The organism is Viridibacillus sp. FSL R5-0888 (genome assembly GCF_038009105.1).
GTDB classification, from domain to species: Bacteria; Bacillota; Bacilli; order Bacillales_A; family Planococcaceae; genus Viridibacillus; species Viridibacillus arenosi.
In genome coordinates, this window is record NZ_JBBPAU010000001.1 from 134899 (window position 1) to 154571 (window position 19673).

General features: G+C 35.4%; 19 protein-coding genes and 2 pseudogenes. 17 read left to right on the top strand and 4 right to left on the bottom strand.

From position 1 onward, the window contains the following. Positions 1–181: 181 nt before the first annotated feature. Together MKY02_RS00705 and guaD are read right to left on the bottom strand one after the other, a co-directional pair. The gene (locus MKY02_RS00705) at positions 182–1534 is read right to left on the bottom strand and encodes a uracil-xanthine permease family protein (RefSeq protein ID WP_340710463.1); all 1353 of its coding nucleotides are present in this window, start codon (positions 1532–1534) and stop codon (positions 182–184) included. Between the two features lie 87 nt (positions 1535–1621). Then, on the bottom strand, positions 1622–2992 hold the full coding sequence (guaD, locus tag MKY02_RS00710) for a guanine deaminase (protein WP_038186542.1): 1371 nt from the start codon (positions 2990–2992) through the stop codon (positions 1622–1624). Between the two features lie 483 nt (positions 2993–3475). Between guaD and MKY02_RS00715 the strand changes: the two genes are divergently transcribed. The 8 genes and pseudogenes from MKY02_RS00715 to MKY02_RS21985 form a co-directional block, all read left to right on the top strand. Further along, positions 3476–3949, top strand: a complete 474-nt coding sequence (locus MKY02_RS00715; RefSeq protein ID WP_340710464.1) for a DinB family protein — start codon at positions 3476–3478, stop codon at positions 3947–3949. Between the two features lie 451 nt (positions 3950–4400). Next, complete coding sequence (locus MKY02_RS00720) at positions 4401–4958, top strand: cysteine hydrolase family protein (protein WP_038186509.1); 558 nt, start codon at positions 4401–4403, stop codon at positions 4956–4958. A gap of 102 nt (positions 4959–5060) precedes the next feature. Next, positions 5061–5264: pseudogene (locus MKY02_RS00725) on the top strand (LysE family transporter); the annotation flags it as partial. A 225-nt stretch (positions 5265–5489) separates the two neighbouring features. Continuing rightward, positions 5490–6062 (top strand): sigma-70 family RNA polymerase sigma factor, encoded by a 573-nt coding sequence (locus MKY02_RS00730; protein ID WP_340710465.1) that lies wholly within the window; start codon positions 5490–5492, stop codon positions 6060–6062. Continuing rightward, positions 6059–7084 (top strand): DUF4179 domain-containing protein, encoded by a 1026-nt coding sequence (locus MKY02_RS00735; RefSeq protein ID WP_076034718.1) that lies wholly within the window; start codon positions 6059–6061, stop codon positions 7082–7084. The genes MKY02_RS00730 and MKY02_RS00735 overlap by 4 nt, the downstream gene beginning before the upstream one ends. Positions 7085–7261: 177 nt before the next feature. Next, entirely contained in the window at positions 7262–7966 is a 705-nt protein-coding gene (locus tag MKY02_RS00740; protein WP_038186617.1) for an MBL fold metallo-hydrolase, read from the top strand. Between the two features lie 26 nt (positions 7967–7992). Then, positions 7993–8586, top strand: coding sequence for a TetR/AcrR family transcriptional regulator (locus MKY02_RS00745; RefSeq protein ID WP_340710466.1), 594 nt, complete (start codon positions 7993–7995; stop codon positions 8584–8586). Between the two features lie 151 nt (positions 8587–8737). Further along, positions 8738–8914: pseudogene (locus tag MKY02_RS21985) on the top strand (DUF3224 domain-containing protein); the annotation flags it as partial. Positions 8915–8936: 22 nt separating this feature from the next. On the opposite strand, the gene MKY02_RS00755 reads toward MKY02_RS21985, so the two are convergent. Continuing rightward, complete coding sequence (locus tag MKY02_RS00755; RefSeq protein ID WP_076034719.1) at positions 8937–9824, bottom strand: LysR family transcriptional regulator; 888 nt, start codon at positions 9822–9824, stop codon at positions 8937–8939. Between the two features lie 125 nt (positions 9825–9949). Between MKY02_RS00755 and MKY02_RS00760 the strand changes: the two genes are divergently transcribed. Both MKY02_RS00760 and MKY02_RS00765 read left to right on the top strand, forming a co-directional pair. Then, a complete protein-coding gene (locus MKY02_RS00760) occupies positions 9950–10618 on the top strand; it encodes an O-methyltransferase (RefSeq protein ID WP_340710469.1) in 669 nt (222 codons plus the stop codon). Between the two features lie 290 nt (positions 10619–10908). Beyond that, on the top strand, positions 10909–12006 hold the full coding sequence (locus MKY02_RS00765) for a DUF418 domain-containing protein (RefSeq protein WP_076034721.1): 1098 nt from the start codon (positions 10909–10911) through the stop codon (positions 12004–12006). Positions 12007–12083: 77 nt separating this feature from the next. Here MKY02_RS00765 and MKY02_RS00770 read toward each other — a convergent pair whose 3' ends face one another. Continuing rightward, positions 12084–13823, bottom strand: coding sequence for a methyl-accepting chemotaxis protein (locus MKY02_RS00770; protein WP_076034722.1), 1740 nt, complete (start codon positions 13821–13823; stop codon positions 12084–12086). 278 nt (positions 13824–14101) lie between these two features. Here MKY02_RS00770 and MKY02_RS00775 point away from each other — a divergent pair, with 278 nt between their 5' ends. The 7 genes from MKY02_RS00775 (at position 14102) to MKY02_RS00805 (ending at position 19669) form a co-directional block, all read left to right on the top strand. Continuing rightward, complete coding sequence (locus MKY02_RS00775) at positions 14102–14617, top strand: YhcN/YlaJ family sporulation lipoprotein (protein WP_076034723.1); 516 nt, start codon at positions 14102–14104, stop codon at positions 14615–14617. A 264-nt stretch (positions 14618–14881) separates the two neighbouring features. Continuing rightward, the gene (locus MKY02_RS00780; RefSeq protein WP_340710473.1) at positions 14882–15316 is read left to right on the top strand and encodes a MarR family winged helix-turn-helix transcriptional regulator; all 435 of its coding nucleotides are present in this window, start codon (positions 14882–14884) and stop codon (positions 15314–15316) included. Positions 15317–15391: 75 nt separating this feature from the next. Then, positions 15392–16369, top strand: a complete 978-nt coding sequence (locus MKY02_RS00785; RefSeq protein WP_076034724.1) for a ring-cleaving dioxygenase — start codon at positions 15392–15394, stop codon at positions 16367–16369. Between the two features lie 104 nt (positions 16370–16473). Continuing rightward, entirely contained in the window at positions 16474–17013 is a 540-nt protein-coding gene (locus tag MKY02_RS00790; RefSeq protein ID WP_210402642.1) for an NADPH-dependent FMN reductase, read from the top strand. A 146-nt stretch (positions 17014–17159) separates the two neighbouring features. After that, positions 17160–17603 carry a MarR family winged helix-turn-helix transcriptional regulator gene (locus MKY02_RS00795; protein WP_038186480.1) on the top strand — a complete coding sequence of 148 codons (444 nt, stop codon included), beginning with the start codon at positions 17160–17162 and terminating at the stop codon, positions 17601–17603. Between the two features lie 50 nt (positions 17604–17653). After that, entirely contained in the window at positions 17654–18595 is a 942-nt protein-coding gene (locus MKY02_RS00800) for a ring-cleaving dioxygenase (RefSeq protein ID WP_038186478.1), read from the top strand. A 15-nt stretch (positions 18596–18610) separates the two neighbouring features. Further along, a complete protein-coding gene (locus tag MKY02_RS00805; RefSeq protein WP_340710476.1) occupies positions 18611–19669 on the top strand; it encodes an LLM class flavin-dependent oxidoreductase in 1059 nt (352 codons plus the stop codon). The last annotated feature ends 4 nt before the right edge of the window (positions 19670–19673 follow it).

The following is a 19673-nucleotide window of genomic DNA, read 5'->3' on the forward strand; positions in this document are numbered from 1 at the left end:
ATTGCTCAAGGGCAAATATAGTGTTTTCGTATATGTTCTTTATCGATTGACTTGCTCCAGTACAAACATAAAATAAAAACCTCTGCTCAATTAAATGTTAGCAGAGGTTTTATTATATCTTTTTATCGCATTAGAGAAGGGAGAGTATTTCTGAAATCTATCAACCTTCAATCTAGTTACTTTATTTAATACTAGGTAATAACTTATTTAACACTATCGCTACTATTGCCGCTGTTGCAACAGGTGAGCCAAATAAATATTGCACTGTAGTTGGTAAAGAATATAAGAAATCGTCAGGAAGTAGTGTTAACGCTAATGTCAAAATCATTGGTACAGCGATAACGTACATTTCTTTTTCACCAATTCTCTCATTCTTCATCACTTGTAAACCGCTAATCGCAATGATGCCACAAACAATAACGAATACACCACCTATTACGGCTGATGGAATCGCAGAGATTAAAGCAGCTAATTTACCTGAAAATCCGAACAATACAAACCAAGCACCGGCAGCCACAAAGACACGACGGCTTGCAATACCTGTGATAGAAATAACACCTGCATTCGTTGAGTATCCTGTCACGGGAGTTGAGCCTAATAATGAAGCGATAAAACAGCCAATTCCTTCCCCAATAACCCCACGATTAATTTGTTTATCTGTTAATGGTTTATCGATTACATTACTTACAGCAAACCAAGTACCTGTTGTTTCAGCCATTAAAACAATATAAATAATAACCATTGTAATAATCGCAGAAATGTTAAAAGTGAAACTGAAGTCTGCAAAAGGAATTTGGGGCATGCTAAACCATTTTGCTTGAGAAACTGCCGATAAATCTAATACACCCATAAATTTAGCAGCAACACTACCTGCGATTAATGCAATAATTACAGAAGTGATACGGAAAACGCGACCTTTCTTACGGAAGAAAGAACCTAGCATAACACAAATAATTAGTACTATAGCGGATATAAGAGCCAAATAGATGTTTTGGTTGATCGTAGCGCCTGCCCCTTTATAGATATTATCACTTAAACCAACAGGCATTAACGAAAGACCAACGACGAAGATAATTGTACCTCCGACAACTGGTGGAATGAAAGTTTTCACAATCTTATTGAAAACCCCAGTAAAGCCTAAAATGATTACTAAAATAGCACCGATTAAACTTGCTCCTAAAACTGAGCTCCAACCTAGTTCACCACCGCCACTAGCGACATAAATACCAACAATTGCACCAAGTGGAACATAAGATGGACCTTGGGCAATAGGTAGTTTCATACAGAAATAAGTTTGGACAATCGTTGCGATCCCTGCCGCTATAAAAGTCGATTGAATCAAAGCAGTTGCCTGCCCCGATTGTAAACCGATTAACATTGCAATCAGGAAGGGTACTACATAGACGTCCATAGCCATTACATGTTGTAAACCTAGAAGGGCTGATTGACCGAATGATACTTTTTCATCGGGTAAAACGGTTAAATGCGGGGTATTGATTTTATCTTTAGCTAGCTTATTATTTTGCGTTTCCACTAAGATGCACACCTCAAAATTTTAAGTTTGTCTAATGCCTTCATTCCACAAATAATATTTCTATTTTAACGTTAATTATGTTTCAGATTACTTTGTTCTTTCATGAACTTTGTTTCCTTGAACCCAGACTTCACTAATGTTTTCCGGTCGAACAAGATACATAATCTTTTGGAAGATATCGTTTAAATCTTCATTCACATCAAAAATCGGTAGTTTTGCAGATGCTATTTTTGTATCGATTATTTGTGCATCCCAAGTATAGTTTTCTTCTAAACGACCAATAGGTAAGCTTAAACTTTCTCCACCACCAGCAGTTGCTAAATAGAATGCTTCATTTATCGTAATACGAGAATTTGGTACACCACGTTTTTCAGCTGGAAGAGACGCATCAACACCATCTTCTAACATTCTCGATGACATGACTGCTTGTCTAGCATTATCGAATAGACTTGGTGAAAAGCCGCCAGAAACATCAGAACCTAAACCAATATCCACACCTTTTGAATGTAGGTGAGCGATTGGAATGACGCTGTTAGCGAAATAGGCATTGGAGATTGGACAATGACCTACGGCAGTACCTGTTTCAGCAAATAACTCTGCATCTTCATCATTTAAGAAATTACTATGGGCCATCACGGATTTATCGCCTAATAGACCGAAATCATGTAAGGCGAAGGCATCATTCTTTTTGAATCGATCTTGTACATAACCATGTTCCCAGTCACTTTCACTGCAGTGAGATTGAACATGCGTATTGTACTTAGCAGCTAATTCCCCTAAACCTTTTAAAGCACCATCCGTACAGCTTGGTATAAAGCGTGGTGTCACAACTGGGTACACACCTTGTTTTGTTGATTTTGCTAACGCTTTAACAGCTAAGATAAACTCTTCTGTATCTGCTAATGCTGTTTGTGTATCTGCATCACGATAAAAATCTGGGTTTTGTTCAGGGTCATCCATGACAACTTTACCAACTAGACCGCGTTGTCCCTTTTCAGCACAAATTTCAGCTAGCAATAAGCTCGCTTCTTTATGAACAGTTGCAAAATATAGTGATGTAGTTGTGCCATTAGCAAGTAGGGTGTTGACTAAGTCTTCATAGACCTCTTTTGCAAAATCTAAATCAGAAAACTTAGATTCGATTGGGAAAGTATATGTGTTCAACCAGTCATATAGGGGAATGTCTAATGCAGTTCCAGATTGAGCCCATTGCGGAGCATGAACGTGTAGATCGATAAATCCAGGTAAGAAATACTGACCATCAGTCAATTGATGAAAGTTTTCTTTATCTTGATATGTATCTAATAAAGATTGATAATCGATATGTTCTGGTGCAACGACTTTTTCAATCATGCCGTCAGCGTTAATGAAGAATAGATAATCTTTTAGAATTTGTACTTCTTTTGGTGACGTACTAGAAAAAGCCGTCCCCTTGAAAATTTGCGTATATTCAGTCATAAAAATCACCTTAATGTTCGTATTTTATTGATTATATCGATTATTATAGGGCATTCAGAATGCTAAGTCTATAAAAAAACGAATATATTGATAACTGTATTTATGAAATCTAGATGATAAATTATTCTGTTTTAGATAATAAATACTTTTTTTGTAAATTGATTTAAAATTCCCTACTCAAATTATGGCATTCTAGATTCTTATTGCGACCTTTTATTTCTTTTAAAATTGAAAATTTATGTTAAAACACAAAAAAGGGATTGTCCCGAAATTAGTGAGGTAGAATAGTTAGACTTATTTTTGATTATTTAATGAATAAGAATAAAAATAGAAAGTTAGTATTCGTGATTCAATAAAAATTATTTAGTGTAGTGATATGAATATAAACAAAAAAGCACCCCCTAACTCCTTAAAATTGCATATCTCATGTTCATTTCGATATGATAAACTTGTAGAACATTATTTAGCATAGGAGTGAAGAATATGTATCGTAAAGTAGAAGATTTTCTCGAAGATTGGTCTGCATCTTCATCGAGCGCATTACGTGTATTTAAAGAATTGACGAATGACAAGTTAGATCAAAGTATTGTGGAAGGGCATAGTACACTTGGATGGTTGGCTTGGCATTTAGTTGGTGCTGGAGCAGCATTTGGTCATTTTGCAGGACTACAAATACCAGGACCTGGCCGTGGTCAAGAAGCGCCTACAGACGTAGCTGAAATAGTTGATGCATATGAGCAAGTAATAGAGGCTTATAAAGTAGAAGCAGCAAAACTAACAGATGAAGCATTACTTGAAGAAGTAAATGGTTTCGGAGGGCCGATTGCACGTGGTAAACTATTACGTGCAGTAGTTGACCATCAAACACATCATCTTGGTCAAATGACAGTGCTATTACGCCAAGCCGGATTAACAGTGCCAGGTGTAATGGGACCAACAAAAGAAATGCAATCATAATAATAAAATTGCTTGATGATCAAGCCCACCTTTATAGGTGGGCTTTTGTTGTACAATCAATTACGCTACATAATTTGCAGCTGAAGATGTAAATTGAACCATTCAGGAAATTTATTAGCCTCGTTTAAATGACTCTATTTGAGGCTTGTGAAATTTAATGCGGGGCAACATACAGCAACGCTTATCCCGGATTAAGATAATAATGCGGATTTCTCACAGTTTTTGTGTGTGCTGTTAGTATAAAAACGCATTTAACATAAGCACTAAGTGAAGGTCAATAGTAATGTAAAAGAGGATTATGTTGATACGATACCGAAATAGAAAATGAAACATAATTTAATTCATAGTGCTTCTAACCTTACAAAAGAGAAGAGGTAATTATGAATCATAACAGTGGGAAAATTGTTTGATGAAGAAGATATTTAAATTAGAATGAGAAGAGGTTTTGCTATTGAAACAAGCATTATTAGTAATTGATGCTCAACAAGAATTAATTGATGGTAACGAAAAAGAGCAATGTGTTTTGAATAAAGTAAACCTATTGGATAGTATTAATTCAGTTATAGATAAGGCGATAGATTCGAATGCATTGGTTGTCTTTATAAGAGATAAAGATGTGGCTCAAGGTGAAGGTAAAGGATTTCAAATCCATAAGGAAATTAAAGTCCCCTCCAATTCAAAGGTATTTGATAAGAAGGCTACAAACTCGTTTTATGGTACGCCATTACTGGCATTTTTAAAAGATTATGAAATAGAGCATATTGTAATTATGGGATGTAAAACAGAACATTGCATTGATACTGCTGTTAGAACTGCAACAATAAATCATTTCGATGTTACTTTAGTAGAAGATGGTCATTCAACAACAGATTCTTCAACCTTATCTGCTGAAAAGATAATAAACCACCATAATGAAATACTTCATGGTCATTATAATGTAGACAATTTTTCTGTTGTTAGAAATAGTAATGAGGATCTGTTTCAACCAACACATAACAATTATAGATAAAAAACTTAAGTTCGATGTCTCTTCATATGGAATAATGAGGGAATGGTGGAGCTATCGTAATGTATGGAGTAATTAATTTTTAGTAGGGAGAAGTATTAGCCAGCTGGTCCTATACCATTTATCATTTTAGGACTCACATTTACAATCACTAGTTTTGTATGGTGTATATTTATTACTTATTTTTCCGCATTTATTTCCCGGAAAATTAGAGATGGCGAAAGAATGGGAATATATTTGAACAAGATTACAGGCATAATATTTATCGGGATGGGTTTGAAATTGCTTCAGACAAAGGCCCCTCAATAAATATATTGTAGATTATAGTTAATGTTTTATAAATCAAGCATCCATTTCGAAATGGATGCTTTTTTAGTGTTTAGAGTAAAGTGGGTTTAAGATGGGGTAATTTGTATGTTTTCGTGATTGTAATAAATGATTTCTTAATTTTTTTAAAAAAATATGAGAATATCGATAAGTGGAGTTCGTTGTATATATTGAAAAAGCTTTTTCAATTCAAAAGGAGATCATGCCATGAGAGTTTCAGAGAAAAATTTCGTTAAACGATTAAAGAGGCAAGATGAAGCTGCACTTGAATATGTTATCGATACTTATATGCCTCTTATAAAAGCAATTGTTTATAAAATTTTACACCCCCTTGGAAAAGTGGATTTAGTCGAAGAGTGTGTGAGCGATGTTTTTTTATCAGTATGGCAAAATACGATGCAATTTAAGGGTGATGCAATCGAATTCAAAAAATGGATTGGCATGATTGCAAAGTATAAAGCCATTGACCAATACCGAGTATTAGAGAGGCGACAAGCGAGAGAGCAGGTGCTTGATGGGACAGCTAATCTTACTTCAGGAAATTTAATCCAAGATCAGGTTTTGCAGCGTGAAGAGAGAAATGAATTGCTGTTTGAGCTAAGTAAATTGGAACCAGTAGACAGAGATATATTCACAATGAAGTATTTCCTAGAGATGGCGAACGGCGAAATTGCAGACGCTCTTTTTATATCAAAAGCAGCAGTAGATAACCGCTTATACCGTGGGAAGAGAAAGCTAGCGTATTCCTTAACAAAGAGTTTGGAGGAGCGATGGACATGACAGATCAATATAAAAAGTGGGCAAATTTAAATGTAGAAGATATTGAACCAATGGATGTAACGGATATTGAAAAGGCTCGTATGAAGCAGCGTATTATTAATAAAAAAATACCTAAAATTAAACGTCCAGTTTGGCGTATCGCAGCGGTAGCGTTAATGATATTAGTTGGAAGTGCAACTACAGTTAGTTTTGCGATACCGAGTGTAGCATCACAATTCCCATTTATAAAAGGTATCGTCAATTATTTTACTTCTGACAATGATAAGTTTTATGAACAATATTCAGACTACGCAACGGATATTGAGCAATTAGAAATAAGTAATGGCATTACAATGATGATTGAAAACGCTGTATATGACGGTAATACAATTACAATTACTTACGCATTAGAAACAGAACATGATTTAGGAGTAAATCCAAGAGTTGGACAGTTCATAGACGTTGAAGGTAGTGTTGCAATTGGTGGAGGAGATTCGCTTCAACAAATTAGTCCAACGAAATATGTAGGTTTAGCACGTGTAACGCCAACATTCAAAAAAGACCTAGAAAAAGTTCAAGTGCAGTGGTCTCCTAAAAGTTTTACAAATGATACAACGGATGAAACGGTTAATGGAGATTGGAAGTTTAATTTTGAACTAGAGAAAGTCCAAGATGAAATTCAGTTAGTAAATCAATCTATAACAGATGCAGGCATGACATTAATTATAAATGAGATTCGCAAAACAGATGTTTCAACGATTATTAAGATGAAACAAATCACTGAATCGAGATTATTAAAAAAATGGCATTTGGCAAGTCCTGCTCTTGCTATTCGTGATGATGTCGGCAATGTATATCACGTTGTAGATAATGGAGGTTCAAGTATGGATAATGGTGTAACTACTGAATGGAGTCAATCAATAGGAGTCATTGATAAAAGGGCTACAAAACTTTACATTGAACCGACCATGATTTTGAGTTTAGGGGAAGCAAAAGGTAGCGAGAAATATAAAATGAAAACAATTGAGGTTTCCATTGATTAAATAACTTGATAATTGTACAAAAGTAAGAATCCATTTCGATTAATTTTGAAGTGGATTTATTTTTATTTATGCCTAATAATTTTTATATTCAAAACATAAATTATAATATTGCAAAAACTAATCACATTAGTTATTATGATAATAAAGTTAGTTTTTGAAGAAGGAGTTTGATAAATGATGAGAATTACGAAAATTGGTACGGTATTTCAGTTGTCTTTTATGCCAAGGATTTTTCCGGTTAATTGCTATTTAGTGGAGGAGGAAAATGAACTTACATTGATTGATGCTGCACTACCTTTCAGCACAAAGGGAATAATAGATGCTGCCAAGAGTATAGGAAAACCGATTACAAGAATTGTACTTACCCATGCACATAATGATCATATAGGTGCACTAGATGCGCTAAAAGAATTGTTGCCTAATGCTCAAGTAAGCATTTCTTCTAGGGATGCCCTATTATTGGATGGAAACTCCACCTTGTTACCCAATGAAAAAAACACACCAATTCGTGGTGGGGTTCCAAAGAACATTAAAACCAAACCGGATTTATTATTAGAGAATGGAGATCGTATAGGTTCATTAGAAGTGATCGCCACTCCAGGACATACACCAGGTTCCATAACTCTTTTTGATACACGTAATCGTAGTCTAATTGCAGGTGATGCCCTCATTACTAGAGGCAAAGTAGTAGTGTCAGGTTTAATGAATCCTTTATTTCCTTTCCCAGCTTTAGCTACATGGGATAAACATATAGCTCTTGAAAGTGCAAAGAAATTAATTGGTTATAAACCTAGTCTACTTGCTGTTGGGCATGGTAATATGCTGGAGCAACCAAGAACTAAAATGGAGCAAGCAATAGCTGAAGCAGAAATGAAATTTTAATAAACTAAATAGGAAGTGATATTGAAATGACTCGACGTATGAAATTAGATTTATCAATTATTTTAGAGAAAACAACAGAACTAGTTGACGAGAATGGGGTAGACCAACTTTCACTAGGCTCGTTAGCAGAGAAATTGGGGGTACGGCCACCTTCTTTGTATAATCATTTTGAAGGATTAAATGGATTGAAGCAGAAGTTAGCCATTCATGGAGTTGAAAAACTACATGAATATATGCTGCAAGCAGCAGTCGGAAGAGCAGGTGATGATGCAGTACGTGCAGTAAGTGAGTCATATATTCAATTTGTCAGAACTCACCCTGGGCTGTATGAAGCTAGCAATCGTTTCGTGGATGCTAACGATAAAGAATTACAGCGTGTCCAGGAGTCAGTAGTACAGCTAGTTGTTCAAGTGTTACAAGCCTACAACTTGAACGATGAAACGGCGATTCATATGGTTAGAGGGTTGCGAAGTATTTTACATGGATTTACATCTATTGAACAAATGGGTGGCTTCGGAATGCCACTTGATATTGATAAAAGCTTTTTAGTTCTCATCAATACTTTTATAGAAGGAATTCATTCCGTTATAAGTAACGGGGATAAAGATTTTCAAAAATGACATCTAAACAGGCGTTATTATTCCAAATTGAAGTAAGCTTTGCTCAAACTTCTCTTGATGAGGTGGATCTATGTATTTCTACATTTGAAAAGCTGATGGTTCTGCTACCGTTTATGGTTATGAACAGTTCACAGGAAGTTTAGGTGATTGCTCAGGAACTTTTGTATTAGAACATGTCGGTAAATTTGAAAATGGTGTACTTACATCAAAACGCAATGTTGTGATAGGTTCAGGTACTGGAGATTTAAATGGTTTCAAAGGTGAAGTGAATTTCCAAACTGGTAGTGCTGAACAATTCGCAATCATATTAGAGTACCGCTTTGAGTGAAAGTGTTCTATCTGAAATATTATTAAAGCATTTTTTTACATGTCTCTATAAATTTTGTTACGAGTGCGCTTTGTTTCTCACTTTTTCTCGTACATATAGCAATTTTATGTGTCACATGGATACCTTGGACGTACACCCTAGCTAATTGATTATTTTCTACATAATCACGTACAACAAGAGATGAAATAAAATTTGCACCGTAACCAGCCATTACTGAACGAATAGTTTCATTTAATCCGTTAAATTGCAAAGCAACTTTTGGTGGCTTCACTTGGTAGGTATGACATAACGCAAAAAGGTGGTCTCTCATTGAGCTACCTTCTTCACGCATAATAAAGGGTTCCTTAACCATTTCAGCTAAAGAAATGCTCTGATTTGCATATGGATGTTGAGGTGAAACAACAAACCAAAGCTCATCTTCAAATAATTCTTCCCATTCAACTTCCTCTGGCCTTTCTGAAATTCTACCACCATAAATAGCAACATCAGCTTTATATTGTTTTAATTGCTCAAAGGCTTCTTTCGTATTTGTTGTGGTAATGACTAAATTGATATCTTCATTTGCAGATTTAAAAGTAGCTGCCCATTTAGGAATTAAGAAATTAGCGGGTAGATAGGTAGCCGCAATATGAATTGTCCCCGTTTTGGCGAGAAGGTGGTCTTCAATAAACGATTCGATATGTCCTTCAAACGCAAAAAAATTCTTAGCTTTTTCAGCTAACTCCTCTCCAAATTCCGTTAAAATTACACCTCTCCCTTGTTGCTTAAATAAAGGAGCGCCTATTTCATGTTCGAATTTTTTGATCTGGCTAGAAACGGCTGGTTGACTGATTCGCAATAATTCCGCTGCTTTAGTGAAACTGCCAGTCTGGGCAACTTGGTGAAACAACCTTAGTCCGTGTATATTCATATTCTCCTCCAACTCATAAATAAAATTTATAGATTAGTAAAAATAATATATTTTTTTTATGGTTTATTTTAACATACACTAAACCTGTAAGCATGAAAATATGGGGAGGAAATGGGGTAAAGATTATGGAGAATGATTTAATTTGGAATGAAGTAGATGAGTATTTTATTGATAAACTAATACCATTTGATTCAACTCTGGAACGCGTTTTACATGTAAATAAAGAAGCGGGCTTACCTGAAATTGATGTCGCTCCAACTCAAGGAAAGTTATTGTATCTATTAGCTAAGATTAAAGGGGCAAAGAACGTATTAGAAATTGGTACACTCGGTGGATACAGCACTATATGGCTGGCACGTGCTCTACCTGAAAAAGGAAAAGTATACACACTAGAGGCAGAGGAAGAACATGCAAAAATAGCGGAACGGAATATCAGACAAGCAGGGTGTCAGGATAAAGTAGAAGTAATTGTGGGCAAAGCACTTGAAACATTGCCAAACATAAAAGAAAGAGTAATAGCCCCATTTGACTTAATCTTCATAGATGCAGATAAACCCAATAATCCTCATTACTTAAAATGGGCATTAGAATTGGCTATGCCAGGGGCGATTATTATTGCAGATAATGTAGTACGCGATGGAGAGGTAATAAACGAGACAAGTAAAGATGAACGAGTACAAGGTATACGCAAATTTATAGGCTTACTAGAAAGCGAACCTAGAATCGAGTCTACTGCCCTTCAAACAGTAGGATCTAAAGGGTATGATGGTTTTGTGATTAGTGTTGTAAAATGAGTGTTAATTTTTAGTATGATTAAGAAAGGGAACGCTTGTACGCATTGGAAGTGTTAACATATACGAAATTCATTTTTAAATATTTAAATTCAAAATCGTAACAATCTATATATCCGTAAGAATCCTAAATGCTGTCAGAAGTTGATATCATTTAGAATTTTTTTTTTCTTAAGACTTTATGTTGAAAAATGGACATCGTTCAATTATAATTTACCTAACGATAGGTAAAAAGGAAAGTATTTTAGTTTCTTAATAGTTATGAGAAAGATGTTGATATCACCATTTAGGAGATGGGTTATGTGAGTAAAACTATAAGGCGTATTACAGGCCTCGATTTCGCTCGTTCTTTAGCAATGTTCGGTATGTTCATTGTGAATTTTACTGTTATTACTGGAGCAGGGACGAATGGACCTGATTGGTTAGTTCATTTGACTGCACTTTTTGAAGGGCGAGCGTCGGCACTTTTTGTATTGCTGGCGGGTATCGGTATCGCTCTAATGACTCGTAAGGCAAGAGAAGGAAACAATGATCAATTGATTGGGGACATGCGAATCGTCATTTGGAAACGAGCATTATTTTTATTTATAGTAGGTTTGGGATTGTATTTAGTAGGGTGGACAGGTGATATTCTCCATTATTACGGTGTCTATTTATTTTTCATCGCATTCTTAATTAGTTTCCAACAAAAAATACTCTTATACATTGTGCTCGCAGTTGTTACGATTGCACAAATTTTACAGTTAACATTTGATGTGTTTGTAGGGTGGAATCCTTATGCATTGTACATGGATTATATGGATTTTTGGACGATTAATGGATTTTTGCGTAATCTATTCTTTAATGGTTATCATCCAATCTTCCCATGGTTTGCCTTTATATTAGTTGGATTTGTCATTGGCAGTTTTGATCTGCAAAGTAATCGTATACGTCGCAAATTATTAATCGTAGGCGTGATAATTCTTGTGTTCTCAGAAGCTCTGTCGAAGATATTGATTGCACAAACTGCCTCCATTTTAACAACCGAAGTAGCGGAGTTTTTATTTAATACAGGTCCTATATTGCCAAGTATTCTTTATATTATCTCTACAAGTGGCTCAGCCTTTATCATTTTGATCATCTCCTTATATATCACTGAGCGATTTTCAAAAAGTAAACTTGTTACATCAATCATTGCCTCTGGGCAAATGACGTTAACACACTACATCGCACATATTCTGATTGGTGTAAGTTTTTTAGAATGGATTGGTCGAGCTGAGCATCAATCACTATTCTTTATTTACAGCTTTTGTATTGTATTTTATTTTTTATGTATTTTATTTAGCGGACTTTGGAAACGAAAATACTCAAGGGGACCAGCAGAGTGGTTAATGAGATATTTAACTAAATAAAAATAGAACATAATTAAAGGCGACATTTCTTCATATTGAACAAAATGTCGCCTTTAGATTTGCAATTATCATCGATCTTACATTTTAAATTTGTTAACCAAGTCCTGCAATTCAACTGCAAGGTTTGACAACGATTTTGTAGAAGAAGAGACTTCTTGCATCGCTGCTAATTGTTCTTCCGTTGTTGCAGCTACTCTTTGAGAATGCTCAGAAGCTTCTTTTGTAGCATGTGAATTATTGACGACGGTAGCTGCAACTTCTTGAGCACTAGCGGACATTTCCTCTACAGTAGCAGCCATATCAGTTACTTTTTCTTTCATATTTTCTAGCTCACCGACGATTTCTTTAAAGCTTGTATCAGTTTTGCTGACAATATTTAGTCCATCTTGTACTTCAACTTTAACATGGTTAATGGATTCTGTTGACCGAGACATGTTTTGCTGAATATCTTTTATTAAATTTGAAATTTGCTGAGAAGATCTTTGAGATTGTTCTGCAAGTTTGCGAACTTCCTCTGCAACAACGGCGAATCCTTTGCCATGTTCGCCTGCACGTGCGGCTTCAATTGCAGCATTTAACGCAAGTAAATTTGTTTGATCGGCAATATCAGTAATTACCTTAGAAATTTCACCAATTTCATTTGAACTTGAATCAAGTAATTGTAGCACTTCGCCACTTGCATTCACTTTCTGATTGATTGAGTTAATTTGTTGTACAGTTTGTTCAACGTAAAGATTACCTTGTTGTGCTTGAGTCATAATCATTGTGCCTGCCTCAGAAATATCTGCAGCATTTTCAGCTAGATTTTGAATGGCTACAGTTACTTCTTCCAGAGATTGTGAACTCTCTAGTAGACTATTAGTACTTTCTTCTGATCCGTTCGCGATAAGCTGAATTGAATTTGTTATTTCTTCTGTTGCTTTGCGTGTTTCATCTGCGATAGCTGTTAACTGTTCTGATGATGATGCCACATGTTCTGTTGATTGACTGATTTGGGTGAGAAGTTCTTTCATGGTGGATTTCATGGTATTAAAATCATTCGTCAGTAGACCAATTTCATCATTTGTAGTTACTTCCACATCGTTCCCAGAAAAATCACCAGAGGCTGCTCGGTTTAGTTCGTGACTAATTTGAATAACTGGCTTCGTTAATCTTCTAGAGAAAAAGTAGGCAGCGATAATTCCTAGGATTACAGATAAACCTCCAATAATGCCAATTGTGATCGCTACTTTTGAGGCACCGTCATTAAATTCCCTTTCAAATGATTTGGCAGCAACTGTCCATCCCCAATTAGGTTCTTTCTGAGCGTAAGCTATATTTCCTTCAATTTTATTGGTTTTTGCATTCATCCATTTGTAAGTAAAATAACCACCTTTTTCTCCTGCTTTTAAAAGTTCTTTTCCTATGAATACACCGTCTTCTGTTTCTGTATTTATGAGTTCTGTTCCTTCATTTCTAGGATCCATCACGTTAACAGCATTTTCGTCGACAGCATAAACAAAACCGGTACCTCTAATAGTATATTCTTCTTTAATTGGTCGTATATTGTCGGCGTCCTTTTTCCCGAATAATTCAACTTTTAATTTTTCTTGAGCTTCTTCTAGTGTCAGATTTCCCGCCTCAACTTCTTGATTTAATAGAGCAATCATAGCAATAACCATATGTGTACTTTGCTGTAGTTCCTCTTTACCAGAAGCTGTTAGTTCCTTTTTTGAAGTAGAGTATGTACTGATTCCAATGATTGATGTAGGAATAATCAATAGAAGCGTACATAGTATTATTAATTTTCTTGTAAGTGTTATTTTGGCCTTTTTCATGTTTCATCTCCGAGTATATTTTTTCTTTTACTTATATCTATATCGATTTAATTTTTATAATAATAAGTGCAATTTTCAAATAGTATCGAATTTTTTTATTAATTGTTAAAAAAAATTATAGGTTCTCTGGATAAATGGAATAGAGTGATTTATTTTAGCAAATGTTTGTACAGAGCAATTTTGCAAAATTAATTTTCCGTATGTTTGTTAAAGTAAGGAATAAACAATTAAAAATAGTGCAACCTAACCTCACTAACTTATAAAAGGGAGGATTTTAATTGAGTAAAATTTTACAACTATCTATGGTGGTACTACTTATGGGTTCTTTAGCTGCATGTGGAACGAATAGAAATTCAAATGAAACGGCCACAAATGAAACAGTTAAAGATGAAACGACGAATGGCGCAAATGAAACAGTTAAGGACGAGGAAACAACAACAGAAAAAACACCGACTAATGATGAACATAAACTAGAATTGGCAGATGACGTTGCAGACAAAATTGCTAAAATGGAGGAAGTAGAAAAAGCAAATGTTATTGTAACGAATAAAAATGCTTATGTAGCGGTTACGCTGAAAGAGGGCGTTAATGGAGATAAAACGCTTGAGGATAAGATTGCAGATCAAGCAAGAGCAGCGAATGCTGATTTCAAAAATGTATATGTGTCCCTAAATCCTGATTTTGTTAAACAAATGAATGAATATGGGGAAAAAATCAGAGCAAATGAGCCGGTTGAAGGGATTTTTAAAGAATTTTCGGATACGGTAAAAAGAGTATTCCCTGATGCCCGTTAAGTATTACTGTAAGGAAGTAATTTAAAGGATAACAAGTAATTAGAGCTTGTTTTGATGATTCTATTCAAAACAGGCTTTTTCTTTTTGAAAAAATGAGAAAGTAAAAATCGACAATCTTTAGTTTAAGTAATTGTTAATAAAGTTTAGTTCATGGCAATAATCTATAATTCAATCTGTTGACAACGTAAAAAATCTCTGTTAAATTTATCTTAAATTCAAGATAAATGAATTCGAGATAATTATATTCTTCGAAAGGAGAAAAATATGATGCAAATAAATAATAATCTCAAAGCACTGACAGTATTACTTCGAGCATCACAATCTGTTCAAGATGTTGTGAGAAAAGACATGCAACAGTATGGTTTAAATCAAACCGAATTTGCAGTCTTGGAATTGCTATATCATAAGGGTGAACAGCCTATACAACATATTGGTAAGAAAATTTTAATTGCAAGTAGTAGTATTACTTATGTTGTAGATAAATTAGAGAAAAAAGAGTTAGTACGTCGAAGAGCTTGTCCTGATGATCGTCGAGTAACTTATGCAACGATTACGGAATTAGGAAAAGTATTTATGGATAACACGTTTCCTAAGCATGAGAAGAAAGTCAATGCAATCTTTGAAGAATTATCCGATCAGGAATTAGAAATTTTCATTAATCTTCTGAAGAGAGTTGGCATTCACGCAAAGGATATATAAATTTTTTTAACCGTATATCTCGAAATCGAGATATATTTAGTAGATAAACTAAATATAATTATGGAGGAATATAATATGAACCATTTAAAGGGAATTCACCATGTAACAGCTATAACAAGTAGTGCAGAAAAAAACTACGAATTTTTCACATATGTTTTAGGAATGCGTTTAGTGAAAAAAACAGTTAACCAAGATGATATTCAAACGTATCATTTATTTTTTGCAGATGATAAAGGGAGTGCAGGAACGGATATGACTTTCTTTGATTTCCCTGGCATCCCTAAAGGGGTACATGGTACAAACGAAATTTCAAAAACATCATTCCGTGTTCCAAGTGATACAGCATTAAATTATTGGGTAGAACGTTTTGATCGATTAAAAGTAGCACATACTGGTATTATTGAACAATTTGGTAAAAAGACTCTTTCTTTTGTAGATTTTGATGATCAGCGCTACCAACTAATTTCTGATGAAAACAATAAAGGAGTAGCTAGTGGTACACCATGGCAAGATGGGCCTGTTCCTTTAGAATATGCAATAACAGGATTAGGACCGATCTTTATCCGCATTGCAAACTTTGATTACTTTAAAGAAATGATGGAAAAAGCACTAGCATTTAAAGAAATTGCTCAAGAAGGGCCATTCCACTTGTTTGAAGTTGGCGAGGGAGGTAACGGTGCACAAGTTGTCGTGGAGTACAATACAATTCTCCCTCAAGCACAACAAGGCTATGGATCAGTTCATCACACGGCATTCCGCGTAGAAGACCGTTCTGTTTTAGAAGAGTGGATCCAGCGTATGGAAGGTTTCGGATTTAATACGTCAGGTTACGTTAATCGTCATTTCTTTGAGTCATTGTATGTAAGAGTTGCACAAGGAATTTTATTTGAGTTTGCAACGGATGGTCCTGGCTTTATGGGTGATGAACCTTATGAAACACTTGGAGAAAAGTTATCTTTACCTCCATTTTTAGAACCAAAACGTGAGCAAATCGAAAAATTAGTTCGTCCAATTGATACAGTAAGAAGCACAAAAGAGTTTATTAAAGAGTAAAAGAAAGGCAAGTATTATTTTATGAGGTGAAAGAATTGGGTTTTATTGATAAGTTGTTTGGAAAAGCTACTAAAAATACAGAAGAAGATTTAGGAGGAAACAAAATGTTGAAAATAGGTATTGTTTTAGGAAGTACACGTGAAGGTCGAGTAAGTCCGCAAGTAGGGGAATGGGTGAAGGGTCTTGCTGATCAACGTGGGGATGCAGACTATGAAATCATTGATATCGCAGATTTTAAATTACCGTTTTTAGGAGATCCAAATGGTGATACTCAAGGAATTAGCGGTTGGTCGGAGAAAATTAATGGCTGTGATGGATTCGTATTCATTGTTCAAGAATACAATCACAGTATTACGGGAGCATTAAAAAATGCATTGGATTTACTACGTGCTGAGTGGAATAACAAAGCTGCAGGTATCGTAAGTTATGGTTCAGTAGGCGGTGCGCGTGCAGCTGAACATTTACGTGGAATTCTTGGAGAATTATTAGTTGCAGATGTTCGTGTACATCCTGCATTATCATTATTTACTGATTTTGAGAACGGTAGTGTTTTCAAACCAGCCGGCGTTCAAGCGGCATCTGTTAACGATATGCTAGATCAAGTCATTGCTTGGAGTGGCGCATTAAAACCTTTACGTAAATAAAAGAAATGATAGCAGTAAGAGGAGGGAATAAAAAATTCGCTCCTTTTTTAACAACTAAAGTCAATCAAATGATAAGTTCAATTACTTGATGTTTTATCACTTGCGTAGTAAAGTGATAACAAGAACAACGATTCGGAGGAAAACATATGCGTAATAATACAATGGGGTCATTAATCTGGCTGCGTTTAATGCGTTTTACGAATCAAAGTAATCAATTGTCGAATGACTTTTTAAAACGTTTTGATTTAACAACTGCTCAATTTGATGTACTAATGCAAATTCGTATATATCAGCCCCTTACACAAAGTGAATTAGCTGAGAAGGTAACAGTTACGCAAGGTGGTATTTCGCGTATGCTAGCACGCCTTGAAAAAGAAAATTACATTGTACGTAAACAAGATTGGAAAACGAAAACAATTAACCTGACTGCGAAAGCAGAAGCTATTTTAGATCAAGCAATGCCAGAGCAACTAGCATTTCAAACTTCATTTTTTGATGATGTACTAAACGAAGAAGAACAAAAAACTCTATATGAATTAATGACTCGTGTTCATAAATATAGTCAAAAAAGAGAATTACCGCCTGAGTAATTTTTTTTTACATCATCATTTGACTAGTCAAGTTAAGAGGAGGAACAACTTTGCATACAATTTCTGGACATCATCATATTTCGATGATTACAAAAAATGCTCAATTAAATAATCAATTTTATCAAAAAGTATTAGGGCTACGTAGAGTGAAGAAAACAGTTAATCAGGATGACCCCAGCATGTATCATCTTTTTTATGGAGATTTAACAGGTAGTGCTGGGACAGAGTTATCGTTCTTTGAAATGCCTATTGCAGGAAGAACAGTCCGCGGTACAAATGCAATCACACAAATTGGTTTACTTGTACCTTCATTTGAAAGTCTTGAGTATTGGCAAAGACGCTTTGAGCTATTGGATGTAAAGCATGGAGAAATTACAAGTTATGCCGGCAGAGATGCGTTACATTTCGAAGACTTTGAAGGCTTACGAATGATTCTAATCAATAATGATGGCGAAGAAGTTCCTGAAAAATGGTCAGAATGGCAAGATTCTATCGTCGAGCCAAAGCATCGAATTTTAGGGATGGGTACAGTAGAAATAACGGTACGGTACTTAGAACGTTTAGCGAAAACTTTAAAGGATATGTTTGGTTACGTGGAAGTATCGCGTTCTGAAAAAGAAGCAATATTTCAATCTAAGGCAGGACAGTCATTTGGAGAGATTGTTATTAAACAACAGGAAGGACCAAGTGAAAAACCAGGGCGAGGGAGTATTCATCATCTAGCGATACGTGCAAAGGACGAAAATGAGTTGCGCTATTGGGATGAAGTCATAAAAGAACGAGGCTTCCACTCAACAGGGATTGTAAATCGTTTCTATTTCCAAAGCTTATACTTCCGCGAATCAAATGGGATTTTAATTGAAATTGCGACAGATGGTCCTGGTTTCACTGCAGATTCGACGGTAGAAGAGCTCGGAGGAAAATTAGATTTACCACCTTTTTTAGAAGAAAAACGTTCAGAAATAGAAGCAAAGTTAGTGCCACTTGATTAAAAGGAGCGAATGAAAATGGAACAATATCGTATTGATAAAGATAAAGGGATTGAATTTGGTTTATATTCGATTGGGGATCATTTAATGAACCCTCATACAGGTACTTTGATAAGTGCTGAACAGCGTATTCATGAATTGATTGAAGCAAGTAAATTAGCTGATGAAGCGGGACTTGATGTATTTGCAGTTGGTGAAAGTCATCAACAGTATTTTACCACACAAGCACATACGGTTATTTTAGGTGCGATTGCTCAAGCAACAAAAAACATTAAAATTGCTAGTTCTGCAACGGTATTAAGTACTTCTGATCCTGTACGTGTATATGAAGATTTTGCCACACTAGATTTAATTTCTAAAGGTCGAGCAGAAATTGTTGCTGGTCGTGGTTCACGTGTTGGAGCATATAGTTTACTTGGATATGATGTACGCGATTACGAAGAATTATTTGAAGAAAAAATGGAGCTTCTATTGAAGTTAAACAATGAGGATAAAGTAACGTGGGAAGGACAGTTCCGTGCACCGCTAAAAAGTGCTTCCATTTTACCTCAACCCGAGGGTGGACATATGCCGATTTGGCGTGCAGTAGGTGGACCACCTGCTAGTGCAATTAAAGCTGGGTATGCTGGTGTACCGATGATGCTGACAACACTTGGTGGTCCTGCTAAAAATTTTAAAGTTTCTGTTGATGCATATCGAGAAGCAGCAGAGCACAGTGGCTTTGATCCTGCGGCGTTACCAATTGCGACAACAAGTCTTTTCTACACAGCCGAAACTACTCAGGATGCACTTCGTGAGTACTATCCACACGCTAATTCAGGCATGCTTGCTTTACGTGGTGGTGGCTATCCAAAACAACAATTTGCGCAATCGACTGATTATCGTGACGCATTAATGATTGGTAGCCCACAACAAATTATTGAAAAAATGCTCTATCAATATGAATTGTTTGGGCAACAGCGTTTTATGGCACAAATAGATTTTGGTGGCGTACCATTCGATAAAATTGCGAAGAACATTGAACTTATTGCAACGGAAATATTACCTGCCGTTAAGAAATATACAGCGAAAAAATAAGGAG